General features: G+C 45.9%; 20 protein-coding genes. 15 read left to right on the forward strand and 5 right to left on the reverse strand.

Annotation, left to right across the window (positions count from 1 at the left end; all coding sequences use genetic code 11):
- Positions 1–66 precede the first annotated feature (66 nt).
- Positions 67–1,488: an FAD-dependent oxidoreductase gene (locus ACMXYW_RS01525; RefSeq protein WP_415904978.1), complete on the forward strand. Its 1,422-nt coding sequence runs from the start codon at positions 67–69 to the stop codon at positions 1,486–1,488.
- A 58-nt stretch (positions 1,489–1,546) separates the two neighbouring features.
- On the opposite strand, the gene ACMXYW_RS01530 is transcribed toward ACMXYW_RS01525, so the two are convergent.
- Positions 1,547–1,684: a hypothetical protein gene (locus ACMXYW_RS01530; protein WP_415904979.1), complete on the reverse strand. Its 138-nt coding sequence runs from the start codon at positions 1,682–1,684 to the stop codon at positions 1,547–1,549.
- A 407-nt stretch (positions 1,685–2,091) separates the two neighbouring features.
- On the opposite strand from ACMXYW_RS01530, the gene hemE reads away from it, so the two are divergent.
- The gene (gene hemE / locus ACMXYW_RS01535; RefSeq protein WP_415904980.1) at positions 2,092–3,159 is read left to right on the forward strand and encodes a uroporphyrinogen decarboxylase; all 1,068 of its coding nucleotides are present in this window, start codon (positions 2,092–2,094) and stop codon (positions 3,157–3,159) included.
- Between the two features lie 54 nt (positions 3,160–3,213).
- Positions 3,214–3,942 (forward strand): carbonate dehydratase, encoded by a 729-nt coding sequence (gene can, locus ACMXYW_RS01540; RefSeq protein WP_415893202.1) that lies wholly within the window; start codon positions 3,214–3,216, stop codon positions 3,940–3,942.
- A 75-nt stretch (positions 3,943–4,017) separates the two neighbouring features.
- On the opposite strand, the gene ACMXYW_RS01545 is transcribed toward can, so the two are convergent.
- Positions 4,018–5,295 (reverse strand): O-acetylhomoserine aminocarboxypropyltransferase/cysteine synthase family protein, encoded by a 1,278-nt coding sequence (locus tag ACMXYW_RS01545; protein WP_415904981.1) that lies wholly within the window; start codon positions 5,293–5,295, stop codon positions 4,018–4,020.
- Positions 5,296–5,441: 146 nt separating this feature from the next.
- On the opposite strand from ACMXYW_RS01545, the gene radA reads away from it, so the two are divergent.
- Positions 5,442–6,821 (forward strand): DNA repair protein RadA, encoded by a 1,380-nt coding sequence (radA, locus tag ACMXYW_RS01550; RefSeq protein ID WP_415895562.1) that lies wholly within the window; start codon positions 5,442–5,444, stop codon positions 6,819–6,821.
- Here the strand turns inward: radA and ACMXYW_RS01555 are convergent, their stop codons facing one another.
- Positions 6,822–7,193, reverse strand: coding sequence for a PilZ domain-containing protein (locus ACMXYW_RS01555; protein WP_415904982.1), 372 nt, complete (start codon positions 7,191–7,193; stop codon positions 6,822–6,824). It abuts the gene before it with no gap.
- Between the two features lie 218 nt (positions 7,194–7,411).
- Between ACMXYW_RS01555 and ACMXYW_RS01560 the strand changes: the two genes are divergently transcribed.
- A complete protein-coding gene (locus ACMXYW_RS01560; protein WP_415899913.1) occupies positions 7,412–8,506 on the forward strand; it encodes a GGDEF domain-containing protein in 1,095 nt (364 codons plus the stop codon).
- A 55-nt stretch (positions 8,507–8,561) separates the two neighbouring features.
- On the opposite strand, the gene ettA is transcribed toward ACMXYW_RS01560, so the two are convergent.
- Positions 8,562–10,226, reverse strand: coding sequence for an energy-dependent translational throttle protein EttA (ettA, locus tag ACMXYW_RS01565; protein ID WP_415904983.1), 1,665 nt, complete (start codon positions 10,224–10,226; stop codon positions 8,562–8,564).
- Between the two features lie 177 nt (positions 10,227–10,403).
- Here ettA and ACMXYW_RS01570 point away from each other — a divergent pair, with 177 nt between their 5' ends.
- The 10 genes from ACMXYW_RS01570 (at position 10,404) to ACMXYW_RS01615 (ending at position 18,333) form a co-directional block, all read left to right on the forward strand.
- Entirely contained in the window at positions 10,404–10,820 is a 417-nt protein-coding gene (locus tag ACMXYW_RS01570) for an Hsp20/alpha crystallin family protein (RefSeq protein ID WP_415899914.1), read from the forward strand.
- Positions 10,821–11,045: 225 nt separating this feature from the next.
- Positions 11,046–12,302: a serine hydroxymethyltransferase gene (glyA, locus tag ACMXYW_RS01575; protein WP_415883257.1), complete on the forward strand. Its 1,257-nt coding sequence runs from the start codon at positions 11,046–11,048 to the stop codon at positions 12,300–12,302.
- 126 nt (positions 12,303–12,428) lie between these two features.
- Positions 12,429–12,905 carry a transcriptional regulator NrdR gene (gene nrdR, locus ACMXYW_RS01580; protein WP_415886730.1) on the forward strand — a complete coding sequence of 159 codons (477 nt, stop codon included), beginning with the start codon at positions 12,429–12,431 and terminating at the stop codon, positions 12,903–12,905.
- Positions 12,902–14,044, forward strand: a complete 1,143-nt coding sequence (ribD, locus tag ACMXYW_RS01585) for a bifunctional diaminohydroxyphosphoribosylaminopyrimidine deaminase/5-amino-6-(5-phosphoribosylamino)uracil reductase RibD (RefSeq protein WP_415904984.1) — start codon at positions 12,902–12,904, stop codon at positions 14,042–14,044. Before nrdR ends, ribD begins: the two co-directional genes overlap by 4 nt.
- On the forward strand, positions 14,045–14,713 hold the full coding sequence (locus ACMXYW_RS01590) for a riboflavin synthase (RefSeq protein ID WP_415904985.1): 669 nt from the start codon (positions 14,045–14,047) through the stop codon (positions 14,711–14,713).
- 16 nt (positions 14,714–14,729) lie between these two features.
- Positions 14,730–15,848, forward strand: coding sequence for a bifunctional 3,4-dihydroxy-2-butanone-4-phosphate synthase/GTP cyclohydrolase II (gene ribBA / locus ACMXYW_RS01595; RefSeq protein WP_415904986.1), 1,119 nt, complete (start codon positions 14,730–14,732; stop codon positions 15,846–15,848).
- Between the two features lie 19 nt (positions 15,849–15,867).
- On the forward strand, positions 15,868–16,341 hold the full coding sequence (gene ribE, locus ACMXYW_RS01600) for a 6,7-dimethyl-8-ribityllumazine synthase (RefSeq protein ID WP_415883262.1): 474 nt from the start codon (positions 15,868–15,870) through the stop codon (positions 16,339–16,341).
- 6 nt (positions 16,342–16,347) lie between these two features.
- Positions 16,348–16,833: a transcription antitermination factor NusB gene (nusB, locus tag ACMXYW_RS01605; protein ID WP_415883263.1), complete on the forward strand. Its 486-nt coding sequence runs from the start codon at positions 16,348–16,350 to the stop codon at positions 16,831–16,833.
- 3 nt (positions 16,834–16,836) lie between these two features.
- Positions 16,837–17,802 (forward strand): thiamine-phosphate kinase, encoded by a 966-nt coding sequence (gene thiL, locus ACMXYW_RS01610; protein WP_415904987.1) that lies wholly within the window; start codon positions 16,837–16,839, stop codon positions 17,800–17,802.
- 54 nt (positions 17,803–17,856) lie between these two features.
- Positions 17,857–18,333 carry a phosphatidylglycerophosphatase A gene (locus ACMXYW_RS01615; RefSeq protein ID WP_415899920.1) on the forward strand — a complete coding sequence of 159 codons (477 nt, stop codon included), beginning with the start codon at positions 17,857–17,859 and terminating at the stop codon, positions 18,331–18,333.
- Here the strand turns inward: ACMXYW_RS01615 and ACMXYW_RS01620 are convergent.
- On the reverse strand, positions 18,330–20,108 hold the full coding sequence (locus ACMXYW_RS01620) for a 1-deoxy-D-xylulose-5-phosphate synthase (protein WP_415904988.1): 1,779 nt from the start codon (positions 20,106–20,108) through the stop codon (positions 18,330–18,332). The two genes, ACMXYW_RS01615 and ACMXYW_RS01620, sit on opposite strands and share 4 nt — an antisense overlap.
- Positions 20,109–20,115 lie beyond the last annotated feature (7 nt).

The raw sequence follows: 20,115 nt of genomic DNA on the forward strand, positions 1-20,115 counted from the left end.
TTAAAAAGTAGATGAAGAATAATCCGCAGCCCTGCTGTTAAGGGCTGCTTTTAAGAGGTGAGGATTATGGCTGACCGTTTGAACAACGATTTTCAGTTCCTCGATGTGGGTCGTAAAGGTCCACAGAAAATTGATGCAGATGTACGTAAAGAAGGCTTTGGTGAGATCTACGAGCCGTTTGCGAAAGAAGAAGCATCTGAACAATCACACCGTTGTTTAGAGTGTGGTAACCCATATTGTTCATGGAAGTGTCCTGTACACAACCATATCCCTAATTGGCTTAAGCTGATTTCTGAAGGGAACATTATTGAAGCGGTTGAGCTAAGTCACCAGACTAACTCTCTGCCGGAAGTTTGTGGTCGTGTTTGCCCACAAGACCGTCTATGTGAAGGTGCGTGTACACTGAATGATGGCTTTGGTGCGGTAACAATCGGTTCTGTAGAAAAGTACATTACAGATACGGCATTCGCGATGGGTTGGAAGCCTGATATGTCTCAGGCGCCAAAGACTGATAAGAAAGTTGCAGTGATTGGTGCGGGCCCAGCAGGTATTGCAGCTGCAGACGTTCTTGTGCGTAATGGCGTTAAACCTGTTGTATTTGATCGTAACCCAGAGATAGGCGGCCTTCTAACGTTCGGTATTCCAGAATTTAAGCTGGAAAAAGACGTAATGTCCCGCCGTCGTGAAATCTTTACCGAGATGGGCGTAGAGTTCCGTCTGAATACTGAAGTAGGTAAAGATGTTCAGATGCAGGATCTGATCGATCAATACGATGCAGTATTCCTAGGTATGGGTACATACACATACATGAAAGGTGGCTTCCCAGGTGAAGATCTAGATGGTGTATATGATGCACTTCCGTTCTTGATCTCTAATGTGAATAACTGCCTTGGCTTCGAGCAAGATGAAAAAGGCTTCATTGACCTGAAGGGTAAGAAAGTTGTTGTGCTTGGCGGTGGTGATACTGCGATGGACTGTAACCGTACATCTATCCGTCAGGGCGCTGAGTCTGTTATCTGTGCTTACCGTCGTGATGAAGCGAACATGCCTGGTTCTAAGAAAGAAGTGGAAAATGCGCGTGAAGAAGGCGTACAGTTCCAGTTCAACCGTCAGCCTGTTGAAGTTGTAGGCGAAAATGGCAAAGTAACTGGTATCAAGGTTGTTAGCACGCAGATGGGCGAGCCAGACGAAAATGGTCGTCGTCGTGCTGAAGTCGTTCCTGGTTCTGAAGAGGTTCTAGAAGCGGATGCTATTCTTGTGGCATTTGGTTTCCGTCCTAGCCCAGCGCCATGGTTCGCTGACTTTGGTATTGATCTGCATGAAGATGGTCGTGTTAAAGCGCCAGAGCAGAATGCATTCCCGTTCCAGACTACTAACGAAAAAGTATTCGCTGGCGGTGATATGGTACGTGGTTCTGATCTAGTGGTGACTGCGATTGCTGAAGGTCGTAAAGCTGCTGAAGGTATGCTGGATTACCTAGAAGTTTAATTTCTAACTAATCCTTGTGAAAAATCCGGAACTTCTAAGAAGGCCGGATTTTTTTTGCCTAAAAATACTGATCAGCATTGATAATCTTATAGTGAATACTGCTTAAGAAGTCGTTGATAGCTAACTGGTCGCTGTTAGCTAATATGACAGGGTAATCTGCTGAGATCAGTTCTCGTTGATTCCTGCTGATCCTCATCTGATATCTTTGCTGTCCATTTAACGGAATTATTCGGCTTTGAATAACCAGCCCCGTCTTAGGTGATTGTGATGAGCCTAATGTTCGGATGTCTTCAGCGCCATATAAGGCCAATCTTGTTTTTAGTTTGTTATTAAACGTTTGCTCATTGTGTGTGCTGGTAGCGTTAGTATCTAACCAAACTTGCTCTTTTTGAAATACTGCTAACTTGGCCGGAGCGAGATTTATTGGCTTAGTCGGTTGGGATTGGCAACCACTCAAAATAACTAAAAACAGTAACAGACAGTATTTTTTCAAACTTAGATCACAAAGTTAGTTAAAGAGGGATGGAATCACAGGTAATTCCTCTTAAAAATCGTTAAAATAGCGACCAATTCGAATTTACAAGAAATAAGTGGCTGACACAAATGGCTGAATTGAAAAACGATCGTTTCCTACGTGCATTACTTCGTGAACCTGTAGATGCAACTCCAGTTTGGATGATGCGTCAGGCGGGTCGTTACCTTCCAGAGTACCGTGAGACTCGTGCGAAAGCAGGTGATTTTCTAAGCCTTTGCAAAAATAAAGAGTTGGCTTGTGAAGTTACCATTCAGCCTTTAGAGCGTTATGACCTCGATGCTGCAATCCTATTTTCCGATATCCTGACAATTCCGGATGCAATGGGTCTTGGGCTTTACTTTGAAGTTGGTGAAGGTCCACGTTTTAAAAAGATCATCCGTACAGAAAAAGACGTAGCTGACCTTCCTGTACCAGATGCTGCAACAGATCTTGATTATGTAATGAATGCGGTTAAAGAGATCCGTCGTGAGTTAAACGGTCGCGTACCTTTAATTGGCTTCTCTGGTAGTCCATGGACGCTTGCAACTTACATGGTTGAAGGTGGTTCAAGTAAAGACTTTCGTCATGTTAAGCAGATGATGTATGCGACGCCTGAGATTATGCATGCGTTGCTAGATAAACTTGCACAGTCTGTAACGACGTACTTGAACGAGCAGATTCGTTCTGGTGCTCAAGCTGTACAAATCTTCGATACTTGGGGCGGTGCACTAAGTGGTCCTTGCTACCAAGAGTTCTCGCTTAAATATATGAAACAGATTGTGGATGGCCTAATTCGTGAACACGATGGTCGTAAAGTGCCAGTGATCATGTTTACTAAGAATGGCGGTCAGTGGCTAGAAGCAATGGCTGAAGCAGGCTCTGATGCGCTAGGTTTGGATTGGACAACAGATATTGGTAATGCGCGTGCGCGTGTAGGTGATAAAGTTGCCCTTCAGGGCAACATGGATCCAAGTGTTCTTTATGCTCCAGCAAACCGTATTGAACAAGAAGTTGAGTTCATCTTAGGCCAGTATGGCAATGGTTCTGGTCACGTATTTAACCTGGGCCATGGTATTCACCAGTTTGTAGATCCAGCACAACCTAAAGCGTTTGTTGATGCGGTGCATGAACTCAGTGCGAAGTATCACCAGTCTTAATTTGATTTAGATTTCAGAGGGGCTTAAGCCCCTCTTTGTTTATAAGTGTGATTAATGAACAAGCTTACTCATCTTTTAGAAAGCAACCGCGAATGGGCGGAAAAGATAAATCAGGAAGACCCGCAGTTTTTTGAAACACTAGCGCAACAGCAATCACCTGAGTATCTGTGGATTGGCTGTTCTGACAGTCGTGTGCCTGCGAACGAAATTGTTGGCATGATGCCGGGTGAGTTATTTGTTCACCGTAACGTTGCAAACGTTGTTGTGCATACAGATATGAATTGTCTGTCAGTCGTTCAATACGCGGTAGAGGTGCTTAAAGTTAAGCATATCATGGTGGTTGGCCACTATGGTTGTGGTGGTGTAGCGGCTTCTATCGAAGATGAACCGCATGGGCTGATCGATAATTGGTTGCGAAATATTCGTCGTGTTTATGACAAACATAAAGACTTCCTGTCTACATGGGAGGACTCGCACCAGCAGTTGGATCGTTTGTGTGAGCTTAATGTAATTGAGCAATCGATGAATCTCTGCGAAACTACAATTTTACAGCAAGCTTGGGCCAATGATCAGGAGATAACCGTACATGGTTGGATCTATGGCTTAAGAGATGGCTTGGTAAATGATCTTGAGTTCAATGCATCCAATGCTGAGGATGTGTCAGAACAGTATCAGCTGGCAATGAACAAAATGCATAAACTGCGTGAGCTGGCTCAGTCACATGAGGCACCAGAAGAAAATGCACGTACTATGTGGAATAAAGTTAAATCGATTTTTAATTGAGTGCTGATTGGATAAGAAAAAGGCCGCATATTTAGCGGCCTTTTTTATATCTAATTTTCTAGTTCGATAAAGGTGTTATTTATTCACAGCAGCGAGTGCTTGCTCTAAATCTGCAATCAGATCATCAGCGTGTTCAATGCCTACCGATAAACGAACCATCTCAGGTGATACGCCAGCTGATGCCAGTTCCTCATCATTAAGCTGGCGGTGTGTAGTTTCAGCAGGGATGGCTGCCAGAGATTTACAGTCACCAATGTTTACTAGTCGAGTGAAAATCTGTAGAGCATCATAGAACGGTGCTGTGGCTGCTCGGCCTGCTTTAAGACCAAAACTGATAATGCCGGATGCTTGCCCGTTCAGATATTTCTGAGCAAGCTCGAAGTCTTTATGGCTTTCAAGGCCTGCATATTTAACCCAGCTAACCTGATCGTGTTGCTCTAGGAAGTTCGCAATTTTTGCGCTGTTTTCATTGATGCGTTCCATTCGTAGGGCCAGAGTTTCTAGACCTTGTAGGATCATGAAGGCATTCATAGGAGATATAGCGGCGCCGGTGTTACGAAGTGGTACTACACGACAGCGACCAATATATGCGGCTGGACCAAGGGCTTCTGTATAGACAACACCATGGTAAGACGCGTCAGGTGTATTCAGAAGAGGGAAACGTTCAGCATTGTCCGCCCAGGGGAATTTACCCGAATCGATAACCACGCCACCAATAGAGTTACCGTGTCCGCCAATATACTTCGTCACTGAGTGAACAACGATGTCGGCACCGTGTTCGATGGGGCGCCACATGGCAGGGCTTGGCACTGTGTTATCCACAATCAGTGGGATGCCATTACGGTGTGCTACATCCGCGAGCTTTTCAATATCAGCGATACCGCCTGATGGGTTACCCACAGATTCACAGAAAAGCGCTTTAGTGTTTGCATCTATTTTGCTTTCAATTTCGCTAACGTCATCTTTGTTAGCAAAACGAACTTCGATACCTTGGTGAGGTAGCGTGTGCGCAAACAGGTTGTAGGTACCCCCGTACAATTCGCTGGTGGAGATAATGTTATCTCCAGTCGCTGCAATCGTTTGAATCGCGTAAGTGATTGCTGCCATACCTGACGCTACAGCAAGAGCAGCGATACCGCCTTCCATTTCTGCTAGACGTTTTTCAAGTACGTCAGTCGTTGGGTTCATGATGCGGGTATAAATATTACCTTCGACTTTCAGGTCGAAAAGGTCAGCACCATGTTGAGCATCATCAAAAGCATAAGATGTAGTTTGATAGATCGGAACCGCAACGGCTTTAGTTGTTGGGTCTGGGGAGTAGCCACCGTGAACGGCAATTGTTTCCAGCTTCATATACATCTCCTGTGATGTAGGGGTTTACCCTTGTTCTTATATAGGTGTTTGATTGTAGAGCAATCATAAAATAAGAAAAGATCTATAGGTTATAAGCAGAGTGTTGGGTAGAATTCTTATTTATAGATAACGCTTTGGAGAGAGTGATGGCACGCCAAAAAACAGCCTACGTATGTAATGACTGTGGAGCCGATTACACTAAGTGGCAAGGGCAGTGTACCGCCTGTAATGCTTGGAATACTTTGACTGAGGTACGTCTAGCGACAGCGAAGACTGCTACAAACGAAGCGCGTAATGTGCGCTTTGACGGTTATGCTGGTGGTGCTGGTAAAGATAAGGTGGTTAGTCTCTCTGAAGTAGCGCTAGAGGAAATGCCGCGTTTTACTTCCGGCGCAGGCGAGTTGGATCGAGTGCTTGGTGGTGGTTTGGTTCCTGGATCTGCAGTTCTGATGGGTGGTCATCCAGGTGCCGGTAAAAGTACTTTGTTGTTACAGACAATGTGTTTTTTGGCTGAACAGATGCCTGCACTTTATGTCACAGGTGAGGAATCATTACAGCAAGTGGCGATGCGCGCTAGCCGTTTGGGTTTGCCAACCGCGCAATTAAAAATGCTCTCTGAAACTAGCGTTGAAGAAATCTGTAACACCGCTCAACAGTTAAAACCGAAAGTGATGGTTATTGATTCTATCCAAGTGATGCACATGGCTGATGTTCAATCAGCTCCGGGCTCTGTATCTCAGGTAAGGGAATCAGCTGCGTACCTAACTCGCTATGCAAAACAAACAGGAACCGTTTTGTTCCTTGTAGGTCATGTCACTAAAGATGGTTCTTTGGCTGGGCCGAAAGTTTTGGAGCATATGATTGACTGTTCCCTTCAGCTTGAGGGGTCGTCTGATTCTCGTTTTAGAACCTTGCGCTCGCATAAAAACCGTTTTGGTGCGGTGAATGAATTGGGTGTTTTTGCCATGCTCGAAAACGGCCTGAAGGAAGTTAAAAATCCAAGTTCAATCTTCCTAAGTCGTGAAGAAGGTCCGAGCCCCGGCAGTGTTGTTATGGTGGTTTGGGAAGGTACTCGCCCTTTGTTAGTAGAGATTCAGGCGCTAGTTGATCAATCCCATATGAATAACCCTCGTCGTGTTGCTGTAGGTTTAGAGCAAAATCGAATGGCTATGTTACTCGCTGTGTTGCATCGTCATGGCGGCATTATGACGGGTGACCAAGATGTTTTTGTTAACGTTGTAGGTGGGGTGAAGGTATTAGAAACCAGTGCCGACTTGGCGTTGCTGCTGGCGGTTGTGTCCAGCTTCCGTGATCAATCTTTACCGCATGACCTAATGGTATTTGGGGAGGTCGGTTTGTCTGGGGAGATAAGGCCTGTACCAAATGGACAGGAAAGAATCCGAGAAGCTGCTAAGCATGGATTTAAACGTGCAATCGTTCCTAAAGGAAATGTCCCTAAAGAGCAGCTTCAAGGCATGGATATTGTAGCTGTTACTAAATTGACAGAGGCTTTAGAGGCGCTCTAGTTAGTCTTCAAAAAAATGATCTAATTCGCGCTCCAACAATGTTTCGTCGCCTAGGTTAAGTTCGACTAGGCGGCGTAGCAGTGTTAGTGAATCAAGATCCAAATTCTCGATGAGAAAACCGTACTCATTGTCACGCTGATGGGCCATTGTCGCAGGAGTGCGAATGGCAATGTCATCGCCGAGAAGGTGGATGATTGCTTGAACCTCATCTCCTTTTTGCAGCGCTAGTGGTTGCTTACTTTTTACAAGAATACCATTGAAAGAAATATCCACTAAGGCGACATCCCAAGTTTCATCATCTCGCTTCAATTCAGTCTGAGCATCAAAGTGGATACGGGTAAAACGACGGCGTTCAGTATCTGATGTGGTCACAGCATTTCTTCCTAAGAAAAAGAGTATTTAGCTCATATAATTATAGACATTACTGCAAAAAAAACTGTGGTCAAGATGTAATCGCGAATATAACCCTTGAAAATAAAAGGGCTTTATCATAGTTTGATCTCTAAAGCTCAGCTTGTGCATTTGGACTAAACTAAGTCTTACATGCTGAGTGATATAACAAGAATAAAAATAAAGTAGTAATAAACAATATGTTGTTAGAAGCGCTTTTGGATGTCTCCAGCGGTCGTAGGCATTCTCGATATTTCAACCAGACTCGCAGTCATTTTCTTTTTCGTCGTATTCGGATTATCTCCCTCTTACTTGCCTTGATTCAGCCTGCTTGGTTGCTGGTGGATTATTTGCTATTGCCCGAGGATATGCTGCTCTCAATCGCATATGCTCGTGGTCTAACGGCGCTTGCCTGTGTGGGTTTGGCTCTGTGGGGATATAAGCGTTATAGCATGCGTTTAGCGAAGTTAAGACTTGCTTTGCTAGTCGTCATCTTGTCTGCTTTTCAGTGTGCCTCAAGCTCCATGCTCATTGCGCATGGTTATGAATTTAATGTGGCGGGTTATCACTTCTTTCCATTTATGATCATGACCATGATGGCTGTTTTTCCTTTATCTATTTTGGAGGCGCTGGGTTATACCGTTGCTCTTTTGCTGGTTGAGTATCTAACTCAATTGTTCCGCGGCTTGGCTGGTACCATTGATGGGATTAACAGTCTCTGGTTGTTGGCTGTATTGGGCTTAATTGCGTGCTGGGCGGCTGTGAATCAACTGAACATGTTGTTGGGCCTTTATCGACAAGCGACACGAGATCCCCTTACTGGTTTGGCAAATAGACGGCAGGCGATGGAGCAGTTAAGTGGCGATATCAAACTGATGAGAGATCAGGGTAAGCCGCTGAGTGTTCTGTTGTTTGATCTAGATAAGTTCAAGAGCTTTAACGACACCTACGGTCATGCCGCAGGTGATATAGTGCTGCAGCGTTTTGCTAAAGTGATGCGAAAATCTGCTCGCAAGCGATTGGATTTAGTTTGTCGATACGGTGGTGAAGAGTTCTTAATGGTGCTTCCCGGCCTAGATACAAATCAGGCGGTTGAAGTGGCTGAGCAGATCCGCGTGGGTTGCCACGATGAGCAGGTGAAAACGCCTTCAGGAGAAAGAATTGGCTTTACCACGAGTATAGGAGTTGCCAGTTTGAAAGCTGAAGATGATGTGGATTCGCTATTGCAACGCTCCGACGATGCCTTATACAGCGCGAAAGATACTGGCCGAGATAAGGTTAATATTGCTGACTGATTGTCTTATAAACAAAAAAGCCGGGCACTGCCCGGCTTTTTTATTGGTATAGGGATTATAGATCCGCAATACGCTTGTACTTGATGCGCTCTGGCTGATGCTCTTTACCGTAACGGCGTTTGTAATCAGCTTGGTACTCAGTGTAGTTACCTTCGAAGAACTCTACGTGGGAGTCACCTTCGTAAGCCAGCATGTGAGTACAGATACGGTCAAGGAACCAACGGTCGTGGGAAATAACTACCGCACAACCTGGGAAGGCTAGAAGAGCTTCCTCAAGGGCGCGTAGTGTTTCGATATCAAGGTCGTTGGTTGGTTCGTCCAATAGCAGAACGTTGCCGCCTTCTTTAAGCAGTTTTGCCATATGTAGACGGTTACGCTCACCACCAGAAAGATCTTTAACGAACTTCTGCTGATCGCCGCCTTTGAAGTTGAAGCGTCCACAGTAAGAGCGTGAAGGCGTAGTGTAATTGCCTACTGTGATCATGTCCTGACCATCAGATAGTTCTTCAAACACTGTTTTGTCGCCGTTTAGATCGCGAGACTGGTTAACGTAAGCTAACTGCACAGTCGAACCGATTTCAATCTCGCCAGAATCTGGCTGCTCTTCGCCTGCAATCATGCGGAACAGCGTGGATTTACCTGCACCGTTACCACCGATAATGCCGACGATTGCACCTTGAGGAATCGAGAAGCTAAGTCCTTCAAATAGGACTTTGTCGCCGTAGGCTTTAGAGATGTTATTAGCGTCAATTACCTTGTCCCCAAGACGTGGTCCTGGTGGAATGTAGATTTCCTGGGTTTCATTACGAGATTGGAACTCTTTAGAGTTCATCTCTTCGAACTGCTTAAGACGCGCTTTAGATTTAGACTGACGCCCTTTGGAGCCCTGACGAACCCATTCAAGTTCAGCTGCAACAGATTTACGGTGAGCTGCTTCCTGCTTCGCTTCTTGTTCTAGGCGAGCTTCTTTCTGCTCTAGCCAAGAAGAGTAGTTACCTTCGTATGGAATACCGCGACCACGGTCTAGTTCCAAAATCCAACCGGCAGCGTTATCTAGGAAATAACGGTCGTGGGTAATTGCCACAACGGTACCTGGGTATTCCTGAAGGAAGCGCTCGATCCAAGCAACAGATTCAGCATCCAAGTGGTTGGTCGGTTCGTCTAAAAGCAGCATGTCTGGCTTGTCTAACAGTAAGCGACATAGCGCTACACGACGACGTTCACCACCGGATAGATGCTTAACTTCTGCATCCCAAGCAGGAAGGCGCATCGCATCAGCAGCACGCTCAAGAGCTGTTTCAAGGTTGTGACCATCTTTAGCTTGGATCAGGTTTTCAAATTCAGCTTGTTTCTTAGCCAATTCATCAAAGTCAGCATCTGGTTCTGCGTAAGCTGCATAAACAGCTTCGAGACCATCTAGTGCTTCTTTAACATCAGCAACTGATTCTTCAACGATCTCACGAACTGTTTTTGTTTCGTCCAGTTCTGGTTCCTGAGGTAGGTAACCTACGTTGATGCCAGGCATTGGGCGAGCTTCACCGATAATGTCGGTATCTAAGCCAGCCATGATTTTTAGCAGGGTAGATTTACCCGCACCGTTCAGACCCAATACGCCGATTTTGGCACCTGGGAAAAAAGAAAGAGAGATATCTTTCAGGATTTCACGCTTTGGCGGAACGATTTTGCCAACGCGGTTCATTGAATAAACGTATTGAGCCATGAAGGGTTTAACTCTTATTTGTTAAATAATTAATGCTCCCGATTTTACCGGAAATTGGTAATTAATATCTATCTTGATCCTGATCAATTTTTGTACTGGCGAGAGTCGAAGGGCTTTCTAAACTGAGATTACGAATCTGCTGTATAGAAAGTAACCACATAATAGAGGAGAGTGATCATGGGTGAACTATCAAGATTTAACAGCCTTTTTGATGATGCTTTCTTGAATCGTTTCTTTGTTCCAGTGACTACAAGCGGTGATGATAAAGTGCCTGCTATAGATATTCATGAATCTGATACCGGGTATTGTATAAAGGCTGATTTACCTGGAGTGAAAAAAGAGGATGTACAGGTAAGTTTGGAGCATGGTTTGTTAACGATTAAGGCTGAAACTAAAACAGAGGATAAGGAAGAAAAAGAAGGGAAAATAATTCGTCAGGAGCGTCATTTCGGACAATTTGTAAGACGGTTATCGGTTGGTGATAGTGTTGATCCAGATAAAATTACAGCGAAATTTGATAATGGAGTGTTGGAAGTCAATTTGCCCAAGCCAGACCCAGGCGCTGCTAAAACGGCGAATGTAAAAGTCGAATGATCCTATTCCGATTGTAAAAAGAGCTTGGGGGAGCCCCTGAGCTCTTTTTATTGAATAAAATTGAAGCAGTTTTGCGGATGATTCAAGTGTATCCGCGGAAATGTTTCGCTATAATACGCGCTTTCCCAATTCCCAAATGGTTCTACGCTGGAATGTTCTGGCGGCTTTGCCGTTGTTATTGCAGCTGAACAGGGTTCACATTGTATTCAGGGGACAGAAACTCCAATGTTTAGCAAAGATATGACTATCGCTGATTTCGACGCGGATCTATGGTCTGCAATGCAGGCTGAAACTGTACGTCAGGAAGAGCACATCGAACTGATTGCGTCTGAAAACTACACTAGCCCTCGCGTTATGGAAGCTCAGGGTTCTGCGCTGACTAACAAATACGCTGAAGGTTACCCTAACAAGCGTTACTACGGTGGTTGTGAACACGTAGATGTTGTTGAGCAGCTAGCGATTGATCGTGCTAAAGAATTGTTCGGTGCGACTTACGCAAACGTTCAGCCTCATTCTGGTTCTCAAGCTAACGCTGCTGTTTACATGGCGCTTTGTCAGCCAGGCGATACTGTTCTAGGTATGAGCCTTGCTCACGGTGGTCACTTGACTCACGGTGCTGCGGTTTCTTTCTCTGGTCGTATTTACAATGCGGTTCAGTACGGTCTAAACCCAGAAACGGGTGAGATCGATTACGCTGAAGTTGAGCGTCTAGCTGAAGAACACAAGCCAAAAATGATTGTTGCAGGTTTCTCTGCATACTCACGTGTTGTTGATTGGCAGCGTTTCCGCGATATCGCAGACAAAGTAGGCGCGTTCCTATTTGTTGATATGGCTCACATCGCAGGTCTTGTTGCTGCAGGCGTTTACCCATCTCCAATCGGTGTTGCTGATGTTGTTACAACAACAACTCACAAAACACTAGGTGGCCCACGTGGTGGTTTGATCCTATCTGCAAATGCTGATGAAGATCTGCAGAAGAAACTTAACTTCGCTGTATTCCCAGAATCTCAGGGCGGCCCATTGATGCACGTAATCGCTGGTAAAGCGGTTTGCTTCAAAGAAGCAATGGATCCAGAGTGGAAAGAGTACCAAGCTCAGGTTGTTAAAAACGCTCAGGCGATGGCTGAAACTTTCATGAAACGCGGTATTAAGATCGTTTCTGAAGGTACTGATGATCACCTATTCCTTGTTGATATGATCGACAAAGAATTTACAGGTAAAGATGCTGATGCAGCGCTAGGTCGTGCCAACATCACTGTAAACAAAAACTCTGTTCCAAATGATCCACGTTCTCCGTTTGTAACATCTGGTCTACGTATCGGTACGCCAGCTGTAACGCGCCGTGGTTTCAAAGAAGCAGAAGTGACAGAGCTAACAAACTGGATCTGCGACATTCTAGATGACATCAACAACGATGATGTGATCGCACGTGTTAAATCTCAAGTTAAAGAGATCTGCGCACGTTTCCCTGTATACAAGTAAAACAGGGTTCCGGCTGTAAGTTATAGTCGGAAAAATGTACAATCCTCGGGCGACCCAAAAGGTCGCCCTTTTTTGTTCTCAGACTAAGCTCAGAGAAGATAAACGCTCTTTACACAGGAAAAGTTGATGCATTGTCCTTTTTGTCATGCCAATGAAACCAAAGTGGTTGATTCTCGACTGGTGGCCGAAGGTCAGCAGGTGCGTCGACGCCGCGAGTGTATTAACTGTAATGAGCGCTTTACTACCTACGAAGCAGCAGAGCTGCTGATGCCACGCCTGATTAAGGCTGATGGCTCTCGCCAGCCATTTGACGATGAAAAGCTCCGTGCAGGTATTCATCGAGCGCTAGAAAAACGTCCCGTCTCTATCGAAGAGTTTGAAGCTTGTATTAACCGTATTAAGCATCGTCTACGTGCGACAGGTGAGCGCGAGTTGCCTTCACGTCAGATTGGTGAAGAGGTGATGGCCGAACTACGTAAACTCGATGAAGTTGCTTATGTACGTTTTGCTTCTGTGTATCGTAGTTTTCAAGACATTAATGAGTTTAAAGCTGAGATCGAACGCTTATCGGAAGAGCATGATACCGAGGGTGCTGCTAAGTGAGTGCGACTTGGTCTATCTCAGATCGTGAATATATGGCCCGCGCCATTCAGTTGGCGAAAGAGGGGCTATATACCACGCAACCTAATCCGCGTGTTGGCTGTGTGTTAGTCAAACAGGGCAGTATCGTGGGTGAAGGGTTTCACTATCGCGCAGGTGAAGGCCATGCCGAGGTGAATGCACTTCGTGCTGCGGGTGAAGAAGCGAAAGGGGCTACAGCGTATGTAACCTTAGAGCCTTGTAGCCATTATGGTCGTACCCCACCGTGTTCTGAGGCATTAATCAATGCTGGTGTCGCGCGAGTCGTTGCCGCGATGGTTGACCCAAACCCTCAGGTTGCTGGTCGTGGTATAACTATGCTCCGTGAAGCGGGTATTGAGGCTACATCGGGTTTACTTGAAGAATCAGCTCGAGCGTTGAATCCCGGTTTTATCAAGCGTATGGAGACGGGGTTACCTTTTGTTAGGGTTAAATCTGCGATCAGCCTTGATGGTCGGACAGCGATGGCTTCAGGTGAATCCAAGTGGATTACTGGCCCTGCCGCACGCGGTGATGTACAGAAATTACGCGCTCAATCGTCAGTAATTCTGACTGGTATAGGTTCCATTCTACAAGATGACTCAGCACTGACAGTTCGCGAAGCGCAGTTAAATCTGCCTAATGTTGCGGATGTAGTCCAGAAACAGCCATTACGCGTTGTTTTGGATAGCCGTCTACAGATGCCACTGACTGCCTCCATTCTTAAGCAACCGGGGCGAACGCTCATTGTTACCTGTTCTGATGATACAATAGCGCAGAACAAACTTAAGGACGCAGGTACAGACGTTCTAGTGATGCCTGCTGATGAAAATGGCCGAGTGGCTTTATTGCCTTTGTTACGTTTGCTGGCGTCTGAAGAGCAGTGTAACGATCTGCTTGTTGAAACCGGCTCTGTATTGGCCGGTGCGTTTGTAGAGCAGAAACTTGCTGATGAACTTCATGTTTATATGGCGATGAAGTTGTTAGGAAGTCAGGCTAAGCCACTATTTGAGCTACCCTTAACTAAAATGTCAGAGCAGGTAGAGCTGCAGATGTTAGATAGTCGCATGTTGGGTGATGATCTAAAACTGATCTTACAGCCTCAATATGGAGAAAATGCATAGATGTTCACCGGTATTATTGAAGCTGTAGGTACGATTGCAGCGATTGAAGAACAAGCGGGTGATATGCGCTTATATGTTCGCACAGGTCAGTTGGATCTGGCGGACGTTAAACTGGGTGATAGCATCGCCACTAATGGTGTTTGCTTAACCGCAGTAGAATTGCCGGGTGATGGCTTTATTGCTGATGTTTCTCGAGAGACATTAGCTCATACGCGTTTCCATACTTTAGCGATTGGAGAGCGAGTGAATCTGGAAAAGGCATTGATGCCTACCAGTCGCTTAGGTGGTCATATTGTCACCGGCCATGTCGATGGTATAGGTGAAATAGTATCGCGTAGTGAAGATGCCCGTTCTATCCGCTTTAGTGTTAAAGCGCCTGCTGCGATTCAACGTTATTTAGCAGCGAAAGGCTCGGTGACGGTTGATGGTATTAGTTTGACGGTAAATGCCCTTGACGGTGAGTGCTTTGAATTGAATATTGTGCCTCACACGGCACAAGAAACGATCATGACTGAATATGTCACAGGACGACAGGTTCATTTGGAAGTGGATATCATCGCTCGCTATCTGGAGCGTCTAATTGGTCATGGTCAAACAACTGATAATAATGAACAGAGCGAACAGGGGCTGACAATGGACACCTTAATCGCTCACGGTTTTAACCGCTAACGACGGTACGAAGTTAATGAAATTAAATACCCCGCAAGAATTGATTGAAGATATTCGTCAGGGAAAAATGGTCATCCTGATGGATGATGAAGATCGCGAGAATGAAGGCGATCTTGTAATTGCTGCAGAGATGGTTCGCCCGGATGATATCAACTTTATGGCGACTCACGCTCGTGGCCTTATTTGCCTAACGTTGACGCGTGAGCGTTGTGAGCAGTTGAACTTACCTCTAATGGTACAGAGCAATGGTGCTCAGTTCTCAACCAACTTTACGATGTCTATTGAAGCGGCAGAAGGTGTAACAACAGGTATCTCTGCTGCTGACCGTGCATTGACTGTACGTACAGCCGTAAAAGCAGATGCCAAGGCAGAAGATATTGTTCAGCCGGGCCACATTTTCCCATTGATGGCTCAGCCGGGTGGTGTTTTAAGCCGTGCGGGTCATACTGAAGCGGGTTGTGATCTTGCTCGTTTGGCAGGCTTTACACCAGCGGCTGCGATCGTTGAGATTATGAATGATGACGGCACGATGGCGCGTCGTCCTGATCTGGAAGAGTTTGCGGAAAAGCACAGTCTTAAGATCGGTACAATTGCGGATCTAATTCACTACCGTACGGCTAATGAGCACACAGTTGCACGTGAATCCGAAGGTGTGATGTCTACTGAGTACGGTGATTTTAACTACATCACTTACCGTGACGAAATCCAAAACTGCACGCATCTAGCGATGACGCTAGGTGAGCTGAAAGCTGATGAGCCAGCTTATGTGCGTGTTCATAGCCGTACAGAGGTACTACGTGATGTAGTCGGTGCGGTAGCACCTGGCGATGAGCCGAAATGGACTATGCGTAAAGCATTGGAGCGTGTTGCTAAAGAGGGGCAAGGTGTTGTGCTTCTACTTGATACGGGTGACCGTATCGATCTAAGCGATGCGACGGATCTGATGATCAACGGTCGTCAGAAATCCAAAATTAATGTTAGTGCATCAGGTGCTTACCTAACGGTAGGTACTGGTTCACAAATCTTGCGAGACCTAGGCGTAGGTAAAATGAACCTGCTTAGCTCTCCAATGAAGTTTAATGCGATCTCTGGTTTTGATCTGGAGATTGAAGAATATATTCCTTGTGAAGAATAACTGTAACGGTATTTAAATCATGACTGTTAAAACCTTTGAAGGTGATTTTGTAAACGCAGACGGCAACTATGCAATTGTTGTTGGCCGTTTTAATGCATTCGTTGTTGAGAGCTTGCTAGAGGGTGCAATCGACACTCTAAAGCGTCATGGCGTAAGCGAAGATAATATTCGTGTAATCCGTGTGCCTGGTGCTTTCGAAATTCCGTTGGCAGTTAAACGCGTTGCAGCGCAGAAGAAAGATGACGCGATCATTGCGCTAGGCGCGGTTATCCGTGGTGGTACTCCACACTTCGAGTACGTATCTGGCGAGAGCTCTAAAGGCGTTGCACAGGTATCTTTGGATTACGATCTTCCTATTGCGAACGGTATCCTTACAGTAAACAGCATCGAACAAGCTGTTGAGCGTTCAGGTACTAAAATGGGTAACAAAGGTGCAGAAGCAGCGCTTTCCGCTCTGGAAATGGTTAGCTTGCTTAAGCAGCTTGAGGTTTAAAGCCAGATGAGTGACAACGAAAAAAAATCTGCAGCTAAAAAGAAACCTTCGCTAACATCTCAGCGTCGTAATGCTCGTAGCTATGCGCTGCAGGCTTTGTATTCTTGGTCATTAGCTGGTCAGCCTCTGCATGAACTAGAAGCGCAATTCCGTGTAGATAACGACATGCGTGATACGGATGTGCGTTTATTCTCTGAATTGTTGCAGAACGTTGCGGCAACTAAAACAGAGCTTGATGGTCTGTTTACTGACTTCCTTGATCGTCAGATCGAAGAGTTGGATCCTGTTGAATTGAACGTTCTACGTATCGGTGCTTATGAGCTTTCTAAGCGCATGGAAGTACCATATCGCGTCGCGATCAATGAAAGTGTTGAATTGGCGAAGACGTTCGGTGCAACCGACAGTCATCGTTATGTGAACGGCGTGCTAGATAAACTAGCGCAACGTGTGCGTATGGCCGAAATTCGCGCTAAACGAGAAGGTAAAGCGTAAGCTATGCCGCTGGGTGAATTTGAGCTGATACAGCGCTACTTCGCACAGGTTTCAGAAGCATCTTCGGATGCTTCTGTTGCTTTAGGGGTAGGGGACGACTGCGCCCTGCTTAATTTGCCCGAGGGTCAGCAACTCGCTGTTTCTATTGATACGTTGGTTGAAGGCACTCATTTTCTGCCTGATATACAGCCGGAGCAACTCGCAGATCGCCTTATGGGTTCGACTGTGAGTGATCTAGCGGCTATGGGTGCGAAACCTGCTTGGCTGACGCTAGCGCTTACTTTGCCGCAAACCGATGCAGATTGGCTGCAACGCTTTAGTTCTCAATTAGGCATACGCTGCCAAGACTACAGTATTGCGCTCATTGGTGGTGATACCACGCGCGGGCCTCTGACGCTTTCTGCTCAAGTGCATGGCTTTGTACCTCAAGGGAAGGGACTTTGTCGTCATGGAGCTAAACCGGGCGATATTATCTGCGTTAGCGGTAACTTAGGTGATAGCCGTGGAGGTCTTGAAGGGCTGCTTAATGGGTTTGCTAATGAAACTCATGCAGAGTATTTACTCGAGCGTTTCTATTCGCCTGTACCGCGCATCGGTCTTGGTCAATCGTTAGTGGGTTATGCCAGTAGCTGTGTGGATATCTCTGATGGCTTGTTATCCGATTTAGCACATATATTAAAAGCGAGTGGCAATCTTGGTGCGCGTTTGCAGATAGAAGCCTTGCCGATCTCTTCTCAGCTGGTGGATACTTATGGGGAACAGCAGGCACAGCAGTGGGCGTTGACCGGTGGTGAAGATTTTGAGCTATGTTTCACCCTACCGCCGGAACATTTAGCGTTAATTCCTAGTTTACCAACCTCAGTAGCCGTTATTGGTAAGGTCACAGAGGAGTCAGAGCTCAGTCTGTTTCTTCGAGGGGAACCTTGTGAAATTGCAGGCTCAGGTTATGATCACTTCCACCAATCCTGATGTTCAAGTAGGCTGTTAGCCGCGATTGTTAGACTAAGCCGTAAAGGAATAACCGTGAATAAAGTACCTAGTACTGTTTGGAAAAATCCGATCCATTTTCTAGCGTTTGGCCTAGGTAGCGGTGCTGCTCCTTGGATGCCTGGTACTATCGGCACTTTGGCGGCGATCATTCCTTATCTTTGGTTCCAACACTTGAGTTTGCCGTTTTATCTATTGATGTTGGTGGTTACGGCTATCATCGGCATTTGGTTATGCGATCGCACTTCAAAAGATATTGGTGTGCATGATCATGGCGGCATTGTCTGGGATGAGTTTGTTGGCTTTTGGCTGACCATGACGCTTGCACCAACTGGCTGGGAATGGATCGCTCTTGGTTTTGTGCTATTCCGTATTTTTGATATTTGGAAGCCTTGGCCGATCAAATGGGCTGACCAGAAAGTTTCTGGTGGTGTGGGTATTATGCTGGATGACTTGCTGGCAGGTGTTTATGCCGCGGCAATTCTGCAGTTGGTTGCTTACTTTTGGCTTTAAACGATCGTTTTTAGCCGCTCTTCGATTACCTTAATCATACCTGCAGCATCAAGACCGCACTGTTGAAGTTGCTGTGCGCGAGATGCGTGGCCAATCCAACGATCAGGTATACCTAACATCAGTAAAGGTATGTTGATCTGTTCTTTATGTAGGTACTCACTCACACTTGAGCCTGCGCCATTAATGATGCTGTGATCTTCTATGCTTACTAATAAGTCATGACTTATTGCTGCATCTTTAAGGGCATTGTGATCGAGAGGCTTAACAAAGCGCATATCGATTAGGGTATAACCTTGGTCGTTTGCAACCTCTAGAGCTGTTTCTAGCAAAGGTCCGAAATTTAGAAGCGCAACTTTACTGCCTTGATTGAGCGTTCGGCTTTGCCCTAGCTCAATTGCCTGCATAGGTGTATCTATTTGTGTTGGAACGTTGCCACGTGGATAGCGAACCGCAGCTAAACCTTGATATTGGTAACCGGTGAAAAGCATATTGCGAAGCTCTTCAGCACTTGAAGGCGTCATCAATACAGCTTTTGGTAAGCCGCGCAGCATACCAATATCAAAACAACCTGCATGGGTTGAACCATCTTCTCCAACTAAGCCTGCTCTATCGACGGCGAGCAATAGATCTAGGTCTTGAATGGCCACATCATGGATCAGTTGGTCATAAGCGCGCTGGAGAAAAGTCGAGTAGATGGCTACTACCGGCTTAATATTTTGGCAGGCCATACCAGCTGCTAGGGTCAATGCGTGTTGTTCGGCGATAGCCACATCAAAATAACGATCAGGAAAGCGCTGAGAAAACTCCACTAAATCTGAGCCTTCACGCATAGCCGGGGTAATGGCTGTCAGGTGTGGGTCTTGTTCGGCTAAATCGCAAATCCAACGACCAAAAATATTGGAGTAACTGATTTTCTTCGTAGGCTTTTGGTGAATTGGATCGATCTTAGTAATTGCATGATAACCAACCGGATCGTCTTCAGCAGGTTTGAACCCCTTGCCTTTCTTTGTTACTAAATGAAGGAATTGTGGTCCCGGTCGGTTAAGAACGTCTTGTAATACTGGTAAGAGTTTAGAAAAGTCATGACCATCAACAGGGCCTGTATATTCAAACTCGAGTGCTTCAAACAGAGCTGTGGTGGTCTCACCGTCATTTCTGTCTTTAAAGTTTTTTGCTAGATAAGTCGCCAGCCCGCCTTCATTGTGGGAGATCGACATATCATTGTCGTTCAAGATTACCAGCAGGTTGGTGTTGGTATGTGCTGCATGGTTCAGCGCCTCAAAAGCCATACCAGCAGTCATAGCACCGTCACCAATTACGGCGACAGATTTACTATCTATCCCACGGATCTTATCGGCAATCGCCATGCCTAGAGCAGCACTAATCGAGGTGCTGGAATGACCTACACCAAATTCATCATATGGGCTTTCGTCCCGCTTAGGGAAGGGGGAGGGGCCCTCTTGCTGACGGATTTTGGGTAACTGTTCGCGACGGCCGGTTAAGATTTTGTGGGGGTAGCATTGGTGACCTACATCCCACACTAAATGATCTTGCGGTGTGTTAAGCACATAATGCAGAGCCACTGTCAGTTCGACTACGCCCAGCCCAGCACCGAAATGGCCACCACTTTGCCCGACGCTATAGAGTAGATAAGCTCTTAATTGCTCAGCTAGCGCTGGCAGTTCTTCGGGCGTGAGTAAACGCAGAGCGATTGGACTATCAATGCTATCCAACAGAGGTGTGCTAGGGCGTTTACTTGGGATTGTATGGAACATAAAGCTC

It is taken from the genome of Neptuniibacter sp. QD48_55 (genome assembly GCF_047778115.1).
Lineage (GTDB): Bacteria > Pseudomonadota > Gammaproteobacteria > Pseudomonadales > Balneatricaceae > Neptuniibacter.

What these genes read in the sequence shown, in the direction of transcription:
- hemE (WP_415904980.1), top strand. Translation starts at nt 2,092, where the DNA reads ATGGCTGAATTGAAAAACGATCGTTTCCTACGTGCATTACTTCGTGAA.
- radA (WP_415895562.1), top strand. Translation starts at nt 5,442, where the DNA reads ATGGCACGCCAAAAAACAGCCTACGTATGTAATGACTGTGGAGCCGAT.
- ACMXYW_RS01545 (WP_415904981.1), bottom strand. Translation starts at nt 5,295, where the DNA reads ATGAAGCTGGAAACAATTGCCGTTCACGGTGGCTACTCCCCAGACCCA.
- ACMXYW_RS01590 (WP_415904985.1), top strand. Translation starts at nt 14,045, where the DNA reads ATGTTCACCGGTATTATTGAAGCTGTAGGTACGATTGCAGCGATTGAA.
- nrdR (WP_415886730.1), top strand. Translation starts at nt 12,429, where the DNA reads ATGCATTGTCCTTTTTGTCATGCCAATGAAACCAAAGTGGTTGATTCT.
- ACMXYW_RS01525 (WP_415904978.1), top strand. Translation starts at nt 67, where the DNA reads ATGGCTGACCGTTTGAACAACGATTTTCAGTTCCTCGATGTGGGTCGT.
- ACMXYW_RS01620 (WP_415904988.1), bottom strand. Translation starts at nt 20,108, where the DNA reads ATGTTCCATACAATCCCAAGTAAACGCCCTAGCACACCTCTGTTGGAT.
- ribBA (WP_415904986.1), top strand. Translation starts at nt 14,730, where the DNA reads ATGAAATTAAATACCCCGCAAGAATTGATTGAAGATATTCGTCAGGGA.
- ribE (WP_415883262.1), top strand. Translation starts at nt 15,868, where the DNA reads ATGACTGTTAAAACCTTTGAAGGTGATTTTGTAAACGCAGACGGCAAC.
- nusB (WP_415883263.1), top strand. Translation starts at nt 16,348, where the DNA reads ATGAGTGACAACGAAAAAAAATCTGCAGCTAAAAAGAAACCTTCGCTA.
- ettA (WP_415904983.1), bottom strand. Translation starts at nt 10,226, where the DNA reads ATGGCTCAATACGTTTATTCAATGAACCGCGTTGGCAAAATCGTTCCG.
- thiL (WP_415904987.1), top strand. Translation starts at nt 16,837, where the DNA reads ATGCCGCTGGGTGAATTTGAGCTGATACAGCGCTACTTCGCACAGGTT.
- ACMXYW_RS01570 (WP_415899914.1), top strand. Translation starts at nt 10,404, where the DNA reads ATGGGTGAACTATCAAGATTTAACAGCCTTTTTGATGATGCTTTCTTG.
- can (WP_415893202.1), top strand. Translation starts at nt 3,214, where the DNA reads ATGAACAAGCTTACTCATCTTTTAGAAAGCAACCGCGAATGGGCGGAA.
- ACMXYW_RS01530 (WP_415904979.1), bottom strand. Translation starts at nt 1,684, where the DNA reads ATGAGGATCAGCAGGAATCAACGAGAACTGATCTCAGCAGATTACCCT.
- glyA (WP_415883257.1), top strand. Translation starts at nt 11,046, where the DNA reads ATGTTTAGCAAAGATATGACTATCGCTGATTTCGACGCGGATCTATGG.
- ACMXYW_RS01560 (WP_415899913.1), top strand. Translation starts at nt 7,412, where the DNA reads ATGTTGTTAGAAGCGCTTTTGGATGTCTCCAGCGGTCGTAGGCATTCT.